This window comes from Curtobacterium sp. C2H10 (assembly GCF_025407985.1).
Lineage (GTDB): Bacteria > Actinomycetota > Actinomycetes > Actinomycetales > Microbacteriaceae > Curtobacterium.
Window position 1 is genome coordinate 1 of sequence record NZ_JABXGF010000066.1, and the last position, 19,017, is coordinate 19,017.

Genomic DNA, 19,017 nt, shown 5'->3' on the forward strand with positions numbered 1-19,017 from the left:
CGGCGGGGCCGGCGGGGGCCGCGCGCCGGGAACGACGCAGCGCCGCCCGGCGGACCGGACGGCGCTGCGATGGGGAGCGATCAGACGGTGGGGTACTGCCCGCGCTTGACCTGCGGCTTCGGCAGGCGCAGGAAGCGCAGCTGCCACGCCCGCGTGAGGATGTAGAGGAACGTCCCGCGCTGCATCGAGCCGAACTTGGCCGTCAGCTTCTTGCGGAACGACAGCCAGAGCACGATGCAGTCGAGCACGAAGAGCGCCACGAACGCCCACACGAGCAGCAGCGAGTACGACGCGATCACGGTCTGCGACGCGGCGAACCCGACGATGAGGAACAGCACGAGCACCGGCATCATGATCTCGCCGACGTTCCAGCGGGCGTCGATCCAGTCGCGCACGAACTTGCGCTGCTCGCCCTTGTCCTTCGCGGGGAGGTAGCGCTCCTCGCCGTTGGCCATGCCGACGCGGGCCTTCTCGCGCTCGTTCGTGAGCCGTGCACGAGCCGCCTTCTTGTCCTCGGCGGAGCCGCCGACGATGGGACGGCGGTTCGCCGCCTCGCGCTCGCGACGGGTCGGCGTCGGACGGCCCTTCCCCTGTTCGAGGAGCTCGGCCTCGGACGGGTTGACGGTCGTGTTGGTCTTGGGGGCTGCCTTCGCCACGATGCGTTCCTGACTGCGGTCTGCGTGCTGGATCGTCCTCTAGATTACGGGACATGACCGACACCGACCAGCACGCCGCCGCCACCGACCCCGCACTCCTCGACGCCCTCCGCGAACACGTGCAGGGATCGCTGCCCTCGACGATCGCCGACCTGTCCGACCTGGTGCGGATCCCGTCGGTGTCGTGGTCGGCGTACGACGAGTCGAACGTGCTCGCGAGCGCCCGTGCCGTGGCGGACCTGGCCCGGAGCACCGGCGTCTTCGCGGACGACCAGGTCGAGATCATCCGGTCGGCGATCAGTGACGACGACCCGCACGAGCTCGGTCAGCCCGCGGTCCTCGCGGTCCGCCCGGCCCGCAACGGCAAGCCGACCGTGATGCTCTACGCCCACCACGACGTCCAGCCGCAGGGCGACGACGCGCTCTGGGAGACCCCGCCCTTCGAGCCGACGCTGCGTGGCGACCGCCTGTACGGCCGCGGTGCCTCGGACGACAAGGCCGGCGTGATGACCCACATCGCGTCGCTCCGTGCGCTGCACGCGCAGTTCGGCGACGACCTGGAACTCGGCGTCGTCCTGTTCATCGAGGGCGAGGAGGAGTTCGGCTCCCGGTCGTTCCGCACGTTCCTCCGCGAGCAGCAGGAGCACCTCGCGGCCGACGTCATCGTCGTCGCGGACAGCGACAACTGGTCGACCGAGGTCCCGTCGATCACCGTCTCCCTGCGCGGCAACGTCACCTTCAAGCTGACCCTGACGACCCTCGAGCACGCGAGCCACAGCGGCATGTTCGGGGGAGCGGCGCCGGACGCCATGATCCCGATGGTCCGCTTGCTCGCCTCGCTGCACGACGACGACGGCGCCGTCGCGGTCGAGGGTCTCTCCTCGTACGAGGCCGACGTGCCCGAGCGCACCGAGGAGCAGCTCGCCGCCGACGCGGCACTGCTCCCGGGTGTCCGCCCGGTCGGCCGTGGCGACGTGCTGTCGCGGATGTGGTTCCAGCCGTCGATCACCGTGACGGGCATGGACGTCCCGAGCGTCGCGAACGCGTCGAACACCCTGCTGCCGACGGTCTCCGCCCGGGTCTCGGTGCGGGTCGCGCCCGGGCAGGCCGCGACGGACGCGTACGCCGCGGTCGAGCGGCACCTGCGGGCGCACGTGCCGTTCGGCGCCCGGATGGAGATCAGCGAGCCGGACGCCGGCGACGGGTTCCTCGTGGACACCGCCGGCTGGGCCGTCCGGGAAGCGCGGACCGCGATGGCCGAGGGCTGGGGCGAGTCGCCCGTCGAGCAGGGCATCGGCGGCTCGATCCCGTTCGTCTCGGACCTCGCCGCCCAGTTCCCGGAGGCGCAGATCCTCGTGACCGGCGTCGAGGACCCGGACACCCGCGCGCACAGCCCGAACGAGTCGCAGCACCTCGGCGTCCTGCACCGCGCCATCGCATCGGAGACGATCCTGCTCGCGCGTCTCGCGACTCGCGGCTGACGGTGCTTACAATCAGTCCAAGCGCGGTGAACGACACCGCACGGAGGGAGACGCGCGGATGAGCGACACCATCACCGACCACGCACCGACGACCGAGGCGCCGTCGCACGGCGTCCTGCTCAGCGACGCGGCCGCGGCGAAGGTGGCGAGCCTCCTCGAACAGGAAGGCCGCGACGACCTCCGCCTGCGCCTCGCCGTCCAGCCCGGCGGGTGCTCCGGCCTCATCTACCAGCTCTACTTCGACGAGCGCCTGCTCGACGGCGACGCCACGGCCGAGTTCGGCGACGGCGTCGAGGTCGTCGTCGACAAGATGAGCGTCCCGTACCTCGACGGCGCCTCGATCGACTTCGAGGACACCATCCAGAAGCAGGGCTTCACGATCGACAACCCCAACGCGCAGGGCAGCTGCGCGTGCGGTGACAGCTTCCACTGATCTCCGTCGACCCGACACGAGCGGGGAGTGACCGACACGGTCGCTCCCCGCTCGTTCGTTCCCGGGCGTGGCATCCCGCACGACCAGGGAAAACCCGCCCGGACGGAGTGCGGATCGCGGCCCGAGGTGTGTCGCGTGTGCGCGAGCGGTCCCGAGCTGCGAGTAAGCTAGGAGTGTTCCAACCAAGCTGGGAGCGAGCCATGCGCGACCTTCACGTCGCGGCCTGCTCCGGTTTCACGTTCTTCCGAGAGGTAACAGTGCGTTCGAATCGCCGTATACGTTGGGCGGCCGTCCCGGTGGCCGTCGGTCTGGTCATCGCACTGGCTGGTTGCACGCAGCAGCAGCTGAACGGATGGCTCCCCGGCACGGAGGAGACGAAGGACGTCACCAACCACACGAGCCGCATCGTCGGCCTGTGGACCACCAGCTGGGTCGTGCTGCTCGCGGTCGGTCTGATCGTGTGGGGCCTCATCATCTGGGCAGCGATCGTCTACCGCCGCCGCAAGGGCCAGACCGGCCTGCCGGTGCAGATGCGCTACAACATGCCGCTCGAGATCTTCTACACGATCGTGCCGCTGATCCTCGTGCTCGGCTTCTTCGCCTTCACCGCCAAGGACCAGGCCGCGATCGAGCAGCCGTTCAAGAACGCCGACGCGACGATCCACGTCTACGGCAAGCGCTGGGCGTGGGACTTCAACTACATCAACGAGGACGACAAGTCCAAGAGCGTCTACTACCAGGGCATCCAGGCTCAGGAAGAAGAGAACGCCAACGGCGCGATCGACGAGTCGCAGCTCCCGACCCTCTACCTGCCCAAGGGCAAGAAGGTCCACATCGAGCTCTCGTCCCGCGACGTCGACCACTCGTTCTGGATCATCGACTTCCTCTACAAGAAGGACATGCTCCCGGGCAAGCAGAACGACGAGTACTTCATCCCGCAGAAGCTCGGTACCTACCAGGGCAAGTGCGCGGAGCTGTGCGGTGAGTACCACTCGCTCATGCTCTTCCAGGTGAAGGTCGTCACCCCGGCCGAGTACCAGAAGTACCTCGACTCGCTCGAGGAGCAGGGCAAGGTCGGTCTGCTCGGCAACGAGTACAACACCAACACGAACGAACCCAACGACAAGACGCCCGTCACGGCGTCGAGCGACAACAAGTAGGGGCTCCGTCAGATGACCACGTCACTCGTCGGCCAGCCGGCTGCAGGGACCACGACACTGGACTTCCAGGCGTCGAAGGTCGGCCGGAAGGGCAACATCATCGTCCGGTGGATCACCTCCACGGACCACAAGACCATCGGGTACATGTACCTGATCGCCTCGTTCATCTTCTTCCTGCTCGCGGGTGTGATGGCGCTCGTCATCCGTGCCCAGCTCTTCGAGCCCGGCCTGCACGTGGTCGCGACGAAGGAGCAGTACAACCAGCTCTTCACGATGCACGGCACGATCATGCTGCTGATGTTCGCGACCCCGCTCTTCTCGGGCTTCGCGAACGCGATCATGCCGCTGCAGATCGGTGCGCCGGACGTCGCCTTCCCGCGTCTGAACGGTTTCGCCTTCTGGCTCTACCTGTTCGGCTCGCTCATCGCCGTCGGTGGCTTCCTCACCCCGCAGGGCGCCGCGTCGTTCGGGTGGTTCGCCTACGCGCCACTGAGTGACACGACGTTCACACCAGGGCTCGGTGGCACCCTCTGGGTCTTCGGCCTCGGCATGACCGGCTTCTCGACGATCCTCGGTGCGGTGAACTTCATCACCACGATCATCACGATGCGTGCCCCGGGTCTGACCATGTTCCGCATGTCGATCTTCACGTGGAACACCCTCGTGACCGCGCTGCTCGTGCTGATGGCCTTCCCGGTCCTCGCCGCCGCGCTGTTCGGCCTCGGTCTCGACCGCGTGTTCGACGCGCAGATCTTCAACCCGGCGAACGGCGGAGCCCTGCTCTGGCAGCACCTCTTCTGGTTCTTCGGCCACCCCGAGGTGTACATCATCGCGCTGCCGTTCTTCGGCATCGTCTCCGAGGTCTTCCCGGTGTTCAGCCGCAAGCCGATCTTCGGGTACAAGACCCTCGTCTACGCGACCATCGCCATCGCGGCCCTCTCGGTCACGGTGTGGGCGCACCACATGTACGTCACCGGTGGCGTCCTGCTCCCGTGGTTCTCGCTCATGACGATGCTCATCGCGGTCCCGACCGGCGTGAAGATCTTCAACTGGGTCGGCACGATGTGGCGCGGTTCGGTCACGTTCGAGACGCCACTGCTCTGGGCCGTCGGCTTCCTCATCACCTTCACGTTCGGTGGTCTCACCGGTGTGATCCTGGCGTCCCCGCCGCTCGACTTCCACGTGTCCGACTCGTACTTCGTCGTCGCGCACTTCCACTACGTGGTCTTCGGAACCGTCGTGTTCGCGATGTTCTCCGGCTTCTACTTCTGGTGGCCGAAGTGGACGGGCAAGATGCTCAACGAGCGTCTCGGCAAGATCCACTTCTGGCTCCTGTTCATCGGCTTCCACACGACGTTCCTCATCCAGCACTGGCTGGGCGTCATCGGCATGCCGCGTCGCTACGCGACCTACCTGCCGAACGACGGGTTCACCTGGATGAACCAGCTGTCGACGATCGGCTCGATGATCCTCGCGATCTCGTTCCTGCCGTTCATCTTCAACGTCTACGTGACCGCCCGGAACGCGCCGAAGGTCGCCGTGAACGACCCGTGGGGCTACGGCCGCTCGCTCGAGTGGGCGACCAGCTGCCCGCCGCCGCGGCACAACTTCACGTCGATCCCGCGCATCCGTTCGGAGTCGCCGGCGTTCGACCTCAACCACCCCGAAGCGGGTGTGCCGATCGGTGTGGGTCCGGCCAAGGACGCCCCCGACGCTCCGACCTACGACGCCGCGAAGGGCGAGGTGAAGTAAGGCGATGCGCGCCAACACCAACCTGTTCTGGATCCTCTTCGGGTTCTTCATCCTCGCGGACGCCGCGTACACCATCTGGTCGCTGCTCTACTACGGTCACCCGGAGTGGGTCGGCACGGTGGCCATCGGCCTCACCGGGATCATGTCCGCGTTCATCGCGTTCTACCTCGGCAAGGTCATGTCCTCCCAGGGCGGGGTCCTCCCCGAGGACCGCCCCGACGCCAACATCGAGGACGGCGACGCCGAGCTCGGGCACTTCAGCCCGTGGTCGTGGTGGCCCATCCTGCTCGCGGGTGCCACGGCGCTCTGCTTCCTCGGTGTCGCAGCCGGGCTGTGGATCGTCCCGATCGGGCTCGCCTGCGTGGCGATCACCCTCGTCGGCTGGGTCTACGAGTACTACCGCGGCAACTTCGGTCACTGACCTGGACCTCCAGCGCACCTGACTTCGGGCGGCACCACACCGGTGCCGCCCGAAGTGCGTCCAGCACCACACCGGAACCGCAGCACGACCTCCGGAACGCAGACACACGAACGAACCTGCTCGTCCGGGAATCAACCGGTCCGCCCACGGCTTGGCCTCAAGCGGACCACCCCCACCACAGCGAAAGGAGTCACCTCCGGTGACCGACAAGCGCACTCTCATCATCTTCGGCGCGACGGGCGACCTCGCCTCCCGCCTGCTGCTGCCGGGCCTCGGCACGTTCCTGCAGAGCGGTCGAGCGGTGCCCGTCCAGCTCATCGGCACGGGCCGCAGCGCCCGCAGCGAGGAGCAGTGGAAGGACGTCGTCACGAAGTCCTTCGCGTCGCAGGACGTGAAGGGCCCGGAGGTCGACGCCACCCTCGCGTCGACGCAGTTCATCCAGGGTGACCCGACCGACCCCGAGCACCTCAAGGCACTCTTCGCCGCGGCCGACGCTGACGCCGAGCCGATCCTCTACTTCGCGCTCCCGCCGCAGATCGCCTCCGACATCTGCGAGGCGCTCCAGCAGGTCGAGCTGCCCGAGGGCACGACCCTCGCGTTCGAGAAGCCCTTCGGCACGGACGTCGCCAGCGCGAAGGCCCTCAACGAGACGGTCCTCAAGCTCGTCCCCGAGGAGCGCGTGCACCGCACCGACCACTTCCTCGGTCGCACCACGGTCCTCAACATCATCGGTCTGCGCTTCGCGAACCGTCTGTTCGAGCCGATCTGGAACGCCGACAACATCGAGAAGGTCGACATCTTCTACGACGAGACCCTCGGTCTCGAGAACCGCGCCCAGTACTACGACGAGGCCGGCGCGATGGTCGACATGATCCAGTCGCACCTGCTGCAGATCCTCGGCATCGTGACGATGGACGCCCCGGCAGACATCGACGCCGTCGAGTTCCGCTCGTCCCTGGCCCGGGTGCTCCGTTCGACCGAGCTCAAGGGCGGCGACCCGAAGATCGCGTCGCGTCGTGCGGTCTACACGGCCGGCACCATCGACGGCAAGGAACTGCCGTCGTACCAGGACGAGGACGGCGTCGACAAGTCGCGCGGCACCGAGACGCTCGCCGAGATCTCGGTCGAGGTGGACACCGCCCGCTGGAAGGGCGTGCCGTTCACGCTCCGTTCCGGCAAGGCACTCGGCAACAGCCGCAAGGAGGTGCTGATCACCTTCAAGCCCGTGACGCGCCTGCCCTCCGGCCTGTCCGGTCGGCCGAAGACGGACACGCTCCGCATCGTGCTCAACCCCGACGAGATCGAGCTGACGGTGTCGGCCAACGGCGGTGGCAACCCGTTCGAGATGGGCCAGGTCACCCTGTCGTCGTCCTTCGCGGACGGCGAGCTCACCCCCTACGGCGAGGTCCTCAACGGGATCTTCCACGACGACCCGCTGCTCTCGATCCGCGGTGACGTGGCCGAGCGCTGCTGGGAGATCGTCGAGCCGGTCGTCGACGCCTGGAAGGCGGACGAGGTCCCGCTCGAGGAGTACCGCGCGGGGTCGCGCGGCCCGGCGGACTGGGAGTCCTCGTCCTGACGGACGCGACGGTGACGCCCTGATCGGGCGGTGACGACGGACGGGAGGCGCGGTGCCAGCTGGCACCGCGCCTCCCGTCCGTCTGCGGTCACGACCACCGCGTCAGGCGGGTGTGCCGGCCCGCTCGCCCTCTCCGGTCCACGACCGGGTGCCGCCGTCGTGCACGGCGAGTCGCGTCCGGTGGCCGGCCGCCGTGCCGCGCGCCCGCGCGATCGCGTCCGCGGCGGACACGAGCGTGAGGTGCGACAGCGCCTGCGGGGTGTTCCCGATGTGGTGGCCGGTCGCGACGTCGATCTCCTCGGAGAGCATGCCGACGTCGTTCGCGTACCCGACGAGGACGTCCATCAGCCGCTCGGCGTCCTCGACGCGCCCGGAGGCGGCGTACTGCTCGACGAGCCAGAAGGAACACGCGAGGAACGGGTGCTCGCTGCCGGAGAGCCCGTCGAAGCCGGACGATGTGCGGTACCGGAGCACGAGGCCGTCGTCGCCGGTCCGGAGGTCCTGCTCGATCGCGGCGACGGTCCCGGTCATCCGCGGGTCACCGGGCTTCACGTAGCCGATCTGCGGCAGGACGAGCAGGCTCGCGTCGACCTCGTCGGTGTCGTAGTGCTGGCGGTAGCTGCCGCGCTCGGCGTTCCACCCGTGCTCCTCGATCTCGGCGCGCACCTCGGCGCGGAGGGTCCGCCAGCGGTCGACGGGGCCCTCGAGGCCGAACTCCTCGACGGCTGCGACGCCGCGGTCGAACGCCGCCCAGATCATCGCGCGCGAGTGCGTGAAGTGTCGACGGGGCCCGCGCATCTCCCAGATGCCGTTGTCGGGCTCCTGCCAGTGCTCCTCGACGTACCCGAGCAGGGCGCGCTGGAGTGCCCACGAGTCGGCGTTCTCCTCGACGCCGAGCTCGCGGGCGTCGTGGAGCGCGGCGAGGACCTCGCCGAAGACGTCCCCCTGGTACTGCGTGTAGGCGCCGTTGCCGATCCGGACCGGCGTGGAGCCCGCGTACCCGGGCAGGTTCGGCAGTTCGCGTTCGGGGAGTTCGCGCTCCCCGGCGATGCCGTACATGATCTGCACGTCGGCGGGGTCGCCGGCGATCGCGCGGAGGAGCCAGCCGCGCCAGTGCATCGCCTCGTCGCGGTACCCGTGCGCGATGAGGGACGCGAGGGCGAGCGAGGCGTCGCGGAGCCAGACATAGCGGTAGTCCCAGTTGCGTTCGCCGCCGGGGTCCTCGGGCAGGCTGGTCGTCGCGGCCGCCACGACACCGCCGGTCTCGGCGTGGGTCATCGCACGGAGCAGGAGGAGCGACCGGCGGGCCGCCTCGGCGTACCGGCCCTCGGTCCGGGCGGTGGCCATCCAGTCCCGCCACCAGCGCACGGTGCGGTGCAGGGCCTCGTCGACGTCGAGGGGCTCCGGCGGCTCGCGGTGCGACGGGTACCAGGTGAGGACGGTGTCGAGCACGTCGCCGTCGTGCACGGTGGTGGTGGCGGTGTGCCGGTGGTCATCGGCGCGGAAGCGGACGCCGCGGACGATCACGGACCCGGGTCCCGCCGTGGCCAGCAGTGCCGGGTCCTCGTCGCCGCCGATCTGCCGGACCCAGGGGAGTGCGAGGGCGTAGTCGAACCGGATGCGCAGCGTCTGTCGGAGCTCCACGCTGCCTCGGAGCCCGCGCACCCGCCGGACGATCGTCGCCCGGTGCGCACCGATCGGCATGAACTCGGTGACCTCGACCACGCCGGTGCTCGTCGTCCACACGGTCGCGAGCACGAGCGTGTCGTGGTCGTACCGGCGGGTCGCGGTCGCGTCCGGGTCCGTGGGGCGGAGGGTCCAGTGCCCGTGGTCCTCGGTGCCGAGGATCGAGGCGAAGGTCGACGGGCTGTCGAAGCGGGGCAGGCACGCCCAGTCGACGGTGCCGTCGCGCCCGACGAGCGCGGCGGTGTACGTGTCGCCGATCAGCGCGTGGTCCTCGATGCGGTTGGTCGGTGTGTCAGCCGGGCTCATGGGCCGATCCAACCACCGCCGCCTCGGGAGGCCGGGGTGGTTGCTGAAGGATGGCTCAGGCCGGGTCGTCCGGGTCGGCGCGGGTGATGCCGACCCGTGCCAGCTCGGACCACATGCCGGCGCCGTCCGGGGCGTAGACCCAGGGCGCCGAGGACTCGCGCGAGCGTTCCTGGGCGCGGGACCGCCCACCGGCGAGGACGGCCTCGCTCGTGGAGAGCTGGCGGATGGCGACGCCCGCGACGTTCTCGGGGTGGGCCCGAGCGAACTCGCCGTAGAGGGACTCGTCGTGCTGCCCGTCGTCGCCGACGAGGAGCCACTGCACGTGCGGGAAGTCCTGGGCGAGTCGTTCGAGGTTCTGCTGCTTGTGGAGCTGGCCGCTGCGGAAGAACCGGTCGTGCGTGGGACCCCAGTCGGTGAGCAGCAGGGTGCCGGAGGGGTAGAGGTTCCGGCTGAGGAAGCGCTGCAGCGTCGGCGCGACGTTCCAGGCGCCGGTGGAGAGGTAGACCGTCGGGGCACCGGGGTGCTGCGCGAGGACGCGTTCGTACAGCACCGACATGCCCGGGACGGGCCGGCGCCCGTGCTCCGTGAGCACGAAGGAGTTCCAGGCCGCGAGCATCGGGCGGGGGAGCGAGGTCACCATGACGGTGTCGTCGATGTCCGACAGCAGCCCGAAGCGCGTGTCCGGGTGCACGATGAAGACGTCGGCCTCGACGTCGCGCATGCCCCCGGCGGACAGCTTGATGGTGCGCCAGCCCGGCTCGAGGTCGATCGGCACGATGGTGTCGACCACGCCGCCGCGGTCGGACTGCACCACGTGCGAGGTCCCGCCGGCGGTGATCGTGACCTCGGCGTCGTCGACCGCGACGCTCGTGAAGCTCCGCCAGCCGCGCACACCGTAGAAGGAGGCGTCGGATGCGAGACCCCGACGCGTGAGGAGGACCCGGCAGAGGACGCGGACCCACCCGGGTGCGCCGTAGCCGGTGTACGGGATGACGGTCGGCACCAGCCCCCGGCGGCGCGCCCGGTGCTCGCGGAACTCCTGGACGGCGTCCTCGATGCGGGCCGCCCGGTGGAGGATCGGCTCGGCCAACGACGGCTCGTGGGGCGTCGGGTCGGGCATCGCCCCATCATTCCACGTCCGACCTGGCACACGTACGACCTCACACGTGTACTGGGAGAGTCGCAGCGATATTCCAGCCGGTCTCTGCGACAGTTGTGACCGTCACACCCACATGAGTCGCGCTGTCGGCGCAAGAGGAGAACACGTGCTCGTCACCGAGGTATCGAACGCACTGCCGGGGGGATCATCACTGCTCAGGAACGAGCCGGTCCAAGCCCGCAGTTCGGCGCGCCTCGCCGGCCTCCTCGACGCCGCGGCCGCGGTGATCGACGAGATCGGGTTCGAGCGCCTGACGACCGCGATGGTGGCCGAGCGGGCGGGGGCGTCCATCGGCACCGTCTACCGCTACTTCCCGGACCGCATCGCCGTGGTCGAGGCACTCGCGATCCGGAGCACCCAGCGCCTGGCCGAGCGGTTCATCACCGCCCTCGACACCAGCGAGGCGACGACCTGGCAGGCCGCCTGCGACGCGCTCATCGACGTCACCGCCGAGATGTACCGCACCGAGCCGGGGTTCCGGGCGATCCGCTTCGGCGACGCGGCGGACACCGGCACGGGCGACGCCGAGGACCGGATGGCGGCACTGGGGAGTGCCGTCGCCCACATCATGCACGAGCGGTTCGGCGTGCCGACGGGGGAGCGCATCGAGCGGACCTGGGTGGTCCTCGCCGAGTCGTCGCACGCCGTCCTCGCGCGGGCGCACCGTGACCCGGCGAACCCCGAGACCGCGCTGATCGAGGAGTACCGGGCGATGAGCCGCGGGCACCTCGAAGCGGTGATCGCGGCCTCCTGACACGCCGAGCGGCAATCCGACGACGCCCGTCCTCCGAACAGGAGAGACGGGCGTCGTCGCGTCCGGACGCTGCGCACGCGCTGTCCGGGACACGACACACGTCGTCACGGCTGAACGGGTGTCACACCCGACGGGTACTCTCACTCGGAGTCGGGCTACCTCCGAACAGAAGGGCACCCATGATCGAGTTCCGCTCGGTGCGCAAGACCTACCCGGACGGCACCAACGCGGTCGACGACTTCAGCCTCGTCATCCCCTCGAGGACCACGACGGTCTTCGTCGGGTCGAGCGGCTGCGGCAAGACCACGCTGCTCCGGATGATCAACCGCATGGTCGACCCCAGCGCAGGTGCCGTCGAGATCGACGGGGAGGACGTCGCGGGCGTCGACCCGGTCAAGCTCCGCCGCAGCATCGGCTACGTGATGCAGAACGCCGGGCTGCTGCCGCACCGCAAGGTCGTCGACAACATCGCCACGGTGCCGCTGCTGACGGGGGTCCCGAAGGCCGACGCGCGCCAGCGTGCCCTCGAGCTCATGGACACGGTCGGGCTCGACCGTGCCTTCGCGAACCGGTACCCCTCGCAGCTCTCCGGCGGACAGCAGCAGCGCGTCGGCGTCGCCCGCGGACTCGCGGTCGACCCGAACATCCTGCTCATGGACGAGCCCTTCGGTGCCGTCGACCCGCTCGTGCGGAACGACCTGCAGGACGAGCTCATCCGGCTCCAGCGCGAGCTCGGCAAGACCGTGGTCTTCGTCACGCACGACATCGACGAGGCCTTCAAGCTCGGCGACCAGGTCGTCATCCTCAAGAAGGGCGGCGAGATCGCCCAGCTCGGCACCCCCGCCGAGATCCTCGCCGAGCCCGCCGACGACTTCGTGGCGAACTTCATCGGCGCCGGTCGCGGCCGGCGCGCGCTCCGCGTCGAGCAGACGCCGACGGGGCCGATCGTCGTCGACGGCGAGGGGCGCGCCGCCGGTGTGCTCACCGGTCCGGTGCAGGTCGTGGACGCGGCCGAGGCAGTGCCCCAGGAGCAGCGGGGCGACGCGTGAACTGGGTCCTCGGCAACACGGACACGATCAGCGACAACCTGATCGCGCACGTCTGGCTGGCGATCCCGCCGATCGTCATCAGCTTCCTGCTGTCCGTCCCGATCGGCCTGCTCGTGTCGCGCCTGCGGAAGCGCAACGGTGTGGCCCGGGGGACGGCCTCGACGATCGTCGTCGTCGCGAGCCTCTTCTACACGATCCCGGCGCTGCCCCTCTTCCTGGTGCTGCCCGCGATCATCGGCACGAGCACCCTCGACCCGGTGAACGTCGTGATCGCGATGACCATCTTCGGCGTGGCCCTGATGGCCCGGTCCGCCGCCGACGCCATCGACGCGGTCGACCAGGACGTCGTGGGGGCGTCCGAGGCGCTCGGGTACTCGCCCGCGCAGCGGTTCTTCAAGGTGGAGCTGCCGCTCGCCGGTCCGGTCCTCCTCGCGGGCATCCGGGTGGTGTCGGTGTCCACGATCAGCCTCATCACGGTCGGCGCGCTCATCGGCGTGCCGAACCTCGGGTTCCTGCTCACCGACGGCCTCAAGCGCGGCATCAGCGCCGAGATCCTCACGGGCATCGTCCTGACCATCGTGCTCGCGCTCGTGTTCGACGCGCTGCTCGTGGCCGTGGGGCGGCTCGCGATGCCGTGGACACGGGGGAGCGGCCGCAACGCCCGTGCCGTCCGACGCCGCGCCGCTGACGACGTCCGAGCGAACGAGGTGTCCGCATGAACCTCTTCGCCCAGGGCATCGCCTGGATCTTCGACCCGGCGAACAACGTCGGGTCCGACGCCGTCGGAATCCGACTCTGGGAGCACGTGTGGATCACGTTGCTCACGGTCGCCATCGCCGTCGCGATCGCCGTGCCGGTCGGCCTGCTGATCGGGCACACCGGCAAGGGACGCTCGATCGCGGTGGGCGTCTCGGGCGGCATCCGTGCGCTGCCGACGCTCGGCGTCCTGACGCTGCTCGCACTCTCGATCGGCCTCGGACTCGGGGCGCCGCTCATCGCACTCGTGATCCTCGCGATCCCGTCGGTGCTCGCCGGCGCGTACTCCGGCGTCGAGGCGATCGACCGTGTCGTGATCGACGCCGCCAAGGCGCAGGGCATGACCGGGTGGCAGATCCTCGGCAAGGTCGAGATCCCGCTCGCCCTGCCGCTCATCGTCGGCGGCATCCGTGCCGCCGTGCTGCAGGTCGTCGCCACCGCGACCCTCGTCGGCTACATCAACGCCGGCGGACTCGGCGGCTACGCCTTCTCCGGCATCGCCAACTCGGACTACGCGGAGGTGCTCGGCGGTTCCCTCCTGGTGATCGCCGTCGCCATCGCGTTCGAGATCGTCTTCGCCGCGCTGCAGCGGCTCGCCGTCCCCGCGGGTGTCTCCGCCGGGTCGGCGCGTCTGTCGCGTCGGAGCACCCGCAGCTCAGCACCACGAGCATCAACCCCTGTGGAAGGAACCCACCCGTGATCACAGCAACGACCCGGCGTCTCGCCGCGACGATCGCCGTCGCGGCCGCGGCCGCCATCGCCCTCGCGGGCTGCTCGTCGAGCGACCCGCTCTCCTCCGGCTCCGGCGGTGGGGACTCCAAGACCATCGTCGTCGGCTCGCAGGCGTACCCGTCGAACGAGATCATCGCCGAGCTCTACGCGCAGGAGCTCGAGCACGAGGGCTTCACCGTCACCAAGAAGCTCAACATCGGTCAGCGCAAGGCGTACTGGCCCGAGGTCGCGAAGGGGAGCATCAACGTCTTCCCGGAGTACAACGGCAACCTGCTCAACTACCTCCTGCAGGAGGACGGCAAGTCCACCACGACCGAGACGACGACGGACGGCATCAACACCGCGCTGAAGTCGGCCCTGCCGTCGGACGTCAAGGCGCTCCCGTCGGCCGACGCCTCGGACGCCGACACCTACACGGTGACCCAGGCGACGGCGGACAAGTACGGCTTGAAGTCCATCGCCGACCTCTCGAAGATCGGCGGGACGATCTCGATCGCCGCCAACCCGGAGTTCGCCACCGCCGCCTACGGTCCGAAGGGCCTCAAGGAGAAGTACGGCATCACCGGCGAGGTCAACCAGCAGAATGACTCCGGCGGCCCGCTCACGATCAAGGCGATCCAGGACGGTGACTCGCAGGTCGCGGACATCTACTCCGCCAGCGCCTCGATCAAGACCGAGAAGCTCGTCACGCTCGAGGACCCGGAGCACCTCGTGCCGGCGAACAACGTGACCCCGATCGTGTCGAAGGACCTCGACTCGAAGGCCGCGGACGCCATCGAGAAGGTGAACAAGCTCCTCACGACCGACGCGCTCATCGAGCTCAACCGTCAGAACTCGGTCGACCAGAAGTCGGCGGCCTCGGTCGCCAAGGCGTTCCTGCAGGACAACGACCTGCTGTAGCACTCAACCAGCACTGAACGACAGGTGTCGGGCAACTGCCCGGCACCTGTCGTCGTTCCGGGATCAGGTACCCGCACCGTTGTTCCGCACGGTTGTGCCGTGCAATCCCGCTGCACATCCGTGCACTGAGGGTTCTACAACTTGTCGAACCATGTGTCCGCGAGGTAACGTGTTCGTGTCCCAACGGTTGTGACAGCAGAAGTTCCCCTCCACAGGAAGCAACTGACGTGCACCAACAGCGCGCGGCGAACCGGCTCGGAAACGCCGCATGAACGACATCCTCGATCCGCTCCTCCTGTCGCGGTGGCAGTTCGGTCTGACGACGATCTACCACTTCCTCTTCGTCCCGTTGACGATCGGCATGGCCGTCGTCGTGGCCGTGTTCCAGACGGCCTGGTACCGGACGGGGCGCGCGCACTACCTCCAGCTGACCCGGTTCTTCGGGCGGATCTTCCTCATCAACTTCGCGATGGGCGTCGTGACGGGGATCGTGCAGGAGTTCCAGTTCGGCATGAACTGGTCGAACTACTCCCGGTTCGTCGGTGACGTGTTCGGCGCCCCGCTCGCGCTCGAGGGCATCCTCGCGTTCTTCTTCGAGGCCGCGTTCATCGGCATCTGGATCTTCGGGTGGGACCGCCTGCCGAAGGGCCTGCACCTCGCGAGCATCTGGTGCGTCAGCGCCGGCACGATCATGTCGGCGTACTTCATCATCGCCGCGAACGCGTTCATGCAGCACCCGGTCGGCTTCTCCATGAACGAGGCCAAGGGGCGTGCGGAGCTCACGGACATCTGGGCCGTGCTCGGCAACAAGGTCGCGCTGGCCGCCTTCCCGCACACCCTCTTCGCGTGCTTCATGGTCGCCGCCGCGGTGATCATCTCGGTCGCCGCGTACCACCTGGCGCGCAACCAGAACCTCGAGACGATGATGCCGGCGCTGAAGTTCGGCATGTGGACGATGCTGGCCGCGGGGGCGCTCACGGTGCTCACCGGCGACCAGCTCGGCCTCACGATGGTCGACACCCAGCCGATGAAGATGGCCGCTGCCGAGGCACTGTACAACACCGCCACCGGCAAGGACGCCTCGTTCTCGATCTTCACGCTCGGCACCCCGGACGGCGTGCACGAGCTGTTCTCGATCCGTGTGCCGTACCTGCTCTCGTTCCTGTCGACGCACACCTTCAACGGCACGGTCGAGGGCATCAACGACCTGCAGGCGCAGTACTCGCAGGTCTACGGCCCCGGCGACTACAAGCCGATCATCTGGGTGACCTACTGGTCGTTCCGCTGGATGATCGCGCTCGGTGTCGGCGCGGTGCTGGTCTCGCTCGTCGGGCTCTGGCTGACCCGCAAGGGACGGTTCCCGACCCAGCGGTGGGTCTGGCGCATCGCCACCTGGACCGTCCCGCTGCCGATGGCCGCGATGATCGTCGGCTGGATCTTCACCGAGATGGGCCGCCAGCCGTGGCTCGTGTTCGGGTTGCTCAAGACGAGCGACGGCGTCTCGCCGAACGTCACCGGGGTCGAGGTCCTCATCTCGCTCATCGTCTTCACGCTCATCTACGGCTCCCTGGCGGTGGTCGAGTTCCGGCTCATCAAGAAGGTCGCGCAAGAGGGCCCCGCCGCCCCGGCGGAGGTCGACGAGGAGACCGGCGAGGTCAAGCACGAAGTGACGGTCTACTGATGGATCTCCCCGTTCTTTGGTTCGCGATCGTCGGCGTCTTCTTCGTCGGCTACTTCGTCCTCGACGGCTTCGACTTCGGTGTCGGCATGTCCCTGCCGTTCCTCGGCAAGGACGACACCGACCGTCGGGTCCTGATCAACACGATCGGCCCGGTGTGGGACCTCAACGAGACCTGGGTCATCGTCGCGGGCGCCTGCCTGTTCGCGGCGTTCCCCGAGTGGTACGCCACGATGTTCTCCGGGTTCTACCTGGCGCTCCTGCTCATCCTCGCGGCGCTCATCGCCCGCGGCGTCTCGTTCGAGTACCGGCACCAGAACAAGCACCTCGAGTGGAAGCGCCGGTTCGACCTGATGATCATCGTCGGCAGCGCGGTGCCGTCGTTCCTCTGGGGCGTCGCGTTCGGCAACGTGGTCCGGGGCATCCCGATGGACGCCGGCCACAACTACACCGGCACGGTGTTCGATCTGCTCAACCCCTTCGCGCTGCTCACCGGCGTGGCGACGCTGCTGGTGTTCTTCACGCACGGCGTCGTCTTCGTCGCGCTGAAGACCGAGGGTGAGATCCGTGCGCGTGCGAAGCGCCTCGCGACCCGGGCGGGCGTGCTGACGATCGTCGTCGGCGCAGCGTTCCTGGTCTGGATGGCCTTCGTGCGGTCCACCCCGACGTCGATCGTCCTGTCCGTCGTCGCCGCGCTCGCCCTGGTCCTCGCGGTGCTCTGCACCGCCTGGGGCAAGGAGGGCCGCGCGTTCACGCTCATGGCGGTCACCATCGCCGCGATCGTCCTGGCGATGTTCACCGCGATCTTCCCGGACGTCATGCCCGCGACGAACGACCCGGCGAACAGCCTGAACGTCTACAACGCCTCGAGCGGCTCGTACACGCTCACGGTGATGAGCTGGGTGGCACTGATCTTCGTGCCCCTCGTGTTCGCCTACCAGGCGTGGACGTACTGGATCTTCCGCAAGCGCGTGTCCCGGGCCCACGTGACCCAGGCCGCGCACTAGGCGGCGACGGTGAAGCCGCTCGACCCGCGCCTGCTGCGGCTGTCGCGGACGGCCCGTGGCTTCATCGTCGCGGCCGCCGGCACCGGTGTCCTCCGCACGCTCGCGACCATCGCGATCGCGTGGGGGATCGCCGCGGCGGTGACCCTCGGCGTGGACGCCGTCCGTGACGGCACCGTCCCGGACGCGTTCACCCCGGCGCTCGCGCTCCTCGGCGCGGCGTTCGTCGTCCGGGCCGTGGCCGCCTGGGCCACCGACGACCTCGCCGCACGTGCGGCGGCGAAGGTGAAGAGCGAGCTGCGCGCGACCGTCCTGGCCCGGGCGGCCGAGCGCGGACCGTCGTGGCTCGCCGAGCGCTCGAGTGCGGCCTTCGCGACCACGCTCGGCCCCGGGCTGGACGCCCTCGACGCCTACTTCGGCCGGTACCTGCCGCAGCTGGCCCTCACCGCGATCGCCACGCCGATGCTCGTCGTCGCGATCGGGCTCGGCGACCTGACCAGCGGCCTGATCGTGCTCTGCGCCCTTCCGGTGATCCCGGTGTTCATGATCCTCATCGGCCTCGCGACGCAGGCGCTCCAGCGGAAGCAGTCGGACGCGCTCGCGAAGCTCGGCGGTGCCTTCACCGAGGCGGTCGAGGGGCTGGCGACCCTCAAGGTCTTCGGCCGTGCGCGGCGCCAGGTCGGACGCATCGGCACCGTCACCGACGAGTACCGCCGTGGCACAGTCGGGGTCCTGCGGCTGTCGTTCGTGAGCGGGTTCGCGCTCGAGCTCGCCGCGAGCCTGTCCGTCGCGCTCGTCGCGGTGTCGATCGGCATCCGACTCGTCGACGGCTCGCTCGGGCTCGGCGCCGCGATGTTCGTGCTCGTCCTCGCTCCGGAGGCCTTCGCCCCGATCCGCCAGGTCGGCGCCGACTTCCACGCGGCACAGGACGGCGTCGAGGCCTCGACCGCCGTGCTCGACGTCCTCGACGACACCACGGCGCCCGCGGCGCGTCCCGGAGCCGTCCCCGCTGCCGAGCACCTGGTGCTGGACCGACTCACCGTGCGCCGTCCCGACGTCGTGATCGGTCCGCTCGACCTCCACGCCGGACCGGGCACGGTCGTCGTCCTGGCCGGCCCGAGCGGCTCCGGCAAGTCCAGTCTCATCGCCGCGGTCCGCGGTGCCCTGCCCCACGACGGCACGGTGACCGTGCCGGGCCCCGACGGCAGCACGGTCGCCAAGCGCACGACCTGGGCCGACCAACGGCCGCGACTCGTCCGCGGCACGATCGCCGAGAACGTCGCGCTCAGCGCGACCCCCGACGAGCCAGCGGTCCGCACCGCCCTGGGCGAGGCGGGCCTGGGACTCGACCCGCGCCTCCAGGTCGGTTCCGGCGGCAGCGGCCTGTCCGGCGGCCAGGCACAGCGCGTCGCGGTGGCGCGCGCCCTCTACCGCGCGCGGCGGACGGGGACGCAGCTCGTGCTGCTCGACGAGCCGACCTCCGCGCTGGACGCCGACGCCGAGGCGCACGT

17 protein-coding genes are annotated in these 19,017 nt (G+C 69.3%); 14 read left to right on the forward strand and 3 right to left on the reverse strand.

Features of this window, described 5'->3' with window-relative positions; genetic code table 11:
• Nucleotides 1–80: 80 nt before the first annotated feature.
• Nucleotides 81–656, reverse strand: coding sequence for a DUF3043 domain-containing protein (locus HWD93_RS16700; protein ID WP_070418662.1), 576 nt, complete (start codon nt 654–656; stop codon nt 81–83).
• A gap of 53 nt (nt 657–709) precedes the next feature.
• On the opposite strand from HWD93_RS16700, the gene HWD93_RS16705 reads away from it, so the two are divergent.
• From HWD93_RS16705 to HWD93_RS16730, 6 genes are all read left to right on the forward strand, one after another.
• Nucleotides 710–2,137 carry a dipeptidase gene (locus HWD93_RS16705; protein ID WP_261647426.1) on the forward strand — a complete coding sequence of 476 codons (1,428 nt, stop codon included), beginning with the start codon at nt 710–712 and terminating at the stop codon, nt 2,135–2,137.
• Nucleotides 2,138–2,195: 58 nt separating this feature from the next.
• Complete coding sequence (locus HWD93_RS16710; RefSeq protein WP_092387612.1) at nt 2,196–2,570, forward strand: iron-sulfur cluster assembly accessory protein; 375 nt, start codon at nt 2,196–2,198, stop codon at nt 2,568–2,570.
• Nucleotides 2,571–2,827: 257 nt separating this feature from the next.
• Nucleotides 2,828–3,730, forward strand: a complete 903-nt coding sequence (gene coxB / locus HWD93_RS16715) for a cytochrome c oxidase subunit II (protein ID WP_071294807.1) — start codon at nt 2,828–2,830, stop codon at nt 3,728–3,730.
• 12 nt (nt 3,731–3,742) lie between these two features.
• Nucleotides 3,743–5,482, forward strand: coding sequence for a cytochrome c oxidase subunit I (ctaD, locus tag HWD93_RS16720; protein ID WP_070418665.1), 1,740 nt, complete (start codon nt 3,743–3,745; stop codon nt 5,480–5,482).
• A gap of 4 nt (nt 5,483–5,486) precedes the next feature.
• Nucleotides 5,487–5,903 (forward strand): cytochrome c oxidase subunit 4, encoded by a 417-nt coding sequence (locus HWD93_RS16725; protein WP_070418666.1) that lies wholly within the window; start codon nt 5,487–5,489, stop codon nt 5,901–5,903.
• Between the two features lie 199 nt (nt 5,904–6,102).
• Nucleotides 6,103–7,482, forward strand: a complete 1,380-nt coding sequence (locus tag HWD93_RS16730) for a glucose-6-phosphate dehydrogenase (RefSeq protein ID WP_070418667.1) — start codon at nt 6,103–6,105, stop codon at nt 7,480–7,482.
• 102 nt (nt 7,483–7,584) lie between these two features.
• On the opposite strand, the gene HWD93_RS16735 is transcribed toward HWD93_RS16730, so the two are convergent.
• Nucleotides 7,585–9,474: a glycoside hydrolase family 15 protein gene (locus HWD93_RS16735; RefSeq protein ID WP_071294808.1), complete on the reverse strand. Its 1,890-nt coding sequence runs from the start codon at nt 9,472–9,474 to the stop codon at nt 7,585–7,587.
• A 55-nt stretch (nt 9,475–9,529) separates the two neighbouring features.
• Nucleotides 9,530–10,594: an App1 family protein gene (locus tag HWD93_RS16740; RefSeq protein WP_071294809.1), complete on the reverse strand. Its 1,065-nt coding sequence runs from the start codon at nt 10,592–10,594 to the stop codon at nt 9,530–9,532.
• 145 nt (nt 10,595–10,739) lie between these two features.
• Here HWD93_RS16740 and HWD93_RS16745 point away from each other — a divergent pair, with 145 nt between their 5' ends.
• The 8 genes from HWD93_RS16745 to cydD all read left to right on the forward strand — a co-directional run.
• Nucleotides 10,740–11,387: a TetR/AcrR family transcriptional regulator gene (locus tag HWD93_RS16745; RefSeq protein WP_175496097.1), complete on the forward strand. Its 648-nt coding sequence runs from the start codon at nt 10,740–10,742 to the stop codon at nt 11,385–11,387.
• A gap of 179 nt (nt 11,388–11,566) precedes the next feature.
• The gene (locus HWD93_RS16750) at nt 11,567–12,436 is read left to right on the forward strand and encodes an ABC transporter ATP-binding protein (protein ID WP_070418671.1); all 870 of its coding nucleotides are present in this window, start codon (nt 11,567–11,569) and stop codon (nt 12,434–12,436) included.
• Nucleotides 12,433–13,155: an ABC transporter permease gene (locus HWD93_RS16755; protein WP_070418672.1), complete on the forward strand. Its 723-nt coding sequence runs from the start codon at nt 12,433–12,435 to the stop codon at nt 13,153–13,155. Before HWD93_RS16750 ends, HWD93_RS16755 begins: the two co-directional genes overlap by 4 nt.
• Entirely contained in the window at nt 13,152–13,892 is a 741-nt protein-coding gene (locus HWD93_RS16760; RefSeq protein WP_261647427.1) for an ABC transporter permease, read from the forward strand. Before HWD93_RS16755 ends, HWD93_RS16760 begins: the two co-directional genes overlap by 4 nt.
• Nucleotides 13,889–14,824: an ABC transporter substrate-binding protein gene (locus HWD93_RS16765; protein WP_261647428.1), complete on the forward strand. Its 936-nt coding sequence runs from the start codon at nt 13,889–13,891 to the stop codon at nt 14,822–14,824. Before HWD93_RS16760 ends, HWD93_RS16765 begins: the two co-directional genes overlap by 4 nt.
• Before the next feature lie 268 nt (nt 14,825–15,092).
• The gene (locus tag HWD93_RS16770; protein WP_070418675.1) at nt 15,093–16,505 is read left to right on the forward strand and encodes a cytochrome ubiquinol oxidase subunit I; all 1,413 of its coding nucleotides are present in this window, start codon (nt 15,093–15,095) and stop codon (nt 16,503–16,505) included.
• Nucleotides 16,505–17,509 carry a cytochrome d ubiquinol oxidase subunit II gene (gene cydB, locus HWD93_RS16775; RefSeq protein WP_070418676.1) on the forward strand — a complete coding sequence of 335 codons (1,005 nt, stop codon included), beginning with the start codon at nt 16,505–16,507 and terminating at the stop codon, nt 17,507–17,509. Before HWD93_RS16770 ends, cydB begins: the two co-directional genes overlap by 1 nt.
• Nucleotides 17,510–17,518: 9 nt before the next feature.
• The coding region (cydD, locus tag HWD93_RS16780; RefSeq protein WP_261647429.1) for a thiol reductant ABC exporter subunit CydD at nt 17,519–19,017 on the forward strand (1,499 nt) is incomplete at its 3' end.

What these genes read in the sequence shown, in the direction of transcription:
- HWD93_RS16725 (WP_070418666.1), top strand. Translation starts at nt 5,487, where the DNA reads ATGCGCGCCAACACCAACCTGTTCTGGATCCTCTTCGGGTTCTTCATC.
- HWD93_RS16705 (WP_261647426.1), top strand. Translation starts at nt 710, where the DNA reads ATGACCGACACCGACCAGCACGCCGCCGCCACCGACCCCGCACTCCTC.
- HWD93_RS16735 (WP_071294808.1), bottom strand. Translation starts at nt 9,474, where the DNA reads ATGAGCCCGGCTGACACACCGACCAACCGCATCGAGGACCACGCGCTG.
- HWD93_RS16750 (WP_070418671.1), top strand. Translation starts at nt 11,567, where the DNA reads ATGATCGAGTTCCGCTCGGTGCGCAAGACCTACCCGGACGGCACCAAC.
- ctaD (WP_070418665.1), top strand. Translation starts at nt 3,743, where the DNA reads ATGACCACGTCACTCGTCGGCCAGCCGGCTGCAGGGACCACGACACTG.
- HWD93_RS16770 (WP_070418675.1), top strand. Translation starts at nt 15,093, where the DNA reads ATGAACGACATCCTCGATCCGCTCCTCCTGTCGCGGTGGCAGTTCGGT.
- HWD93_RS16710 (WP_092387612.1), top strand. Translation starts at nt 2,196, where the DNA reads ATGAGCGACACCATCACCGACCACGCACCGACGACCGAGGCGCCGTCG.
- cydB (WP_070418676.1), top strand. Translation starts at nt 16,505, where the DNA reads ATGGATCTCCCCGTTCTTTGGTTCGCGATCGTCGGCGTCTTCTTCGTC.
- HWD93_RS16740 (WP_071294809.1), bottom strand. Translation starts at nt 10,594, where the DNA reads ATGCCCGACCCGACGCCCCACGAGCCGTCGTTGGCCGAGCCGATCCTC.
- HWD93_RS16760 (WP_261647427.1), top strand. Translation starts at nt 13,152, where the DNA reads ATGAACCTCTTCGCCCAGGGCATCGCCTGGATCTTCGACCCGGCGAAC.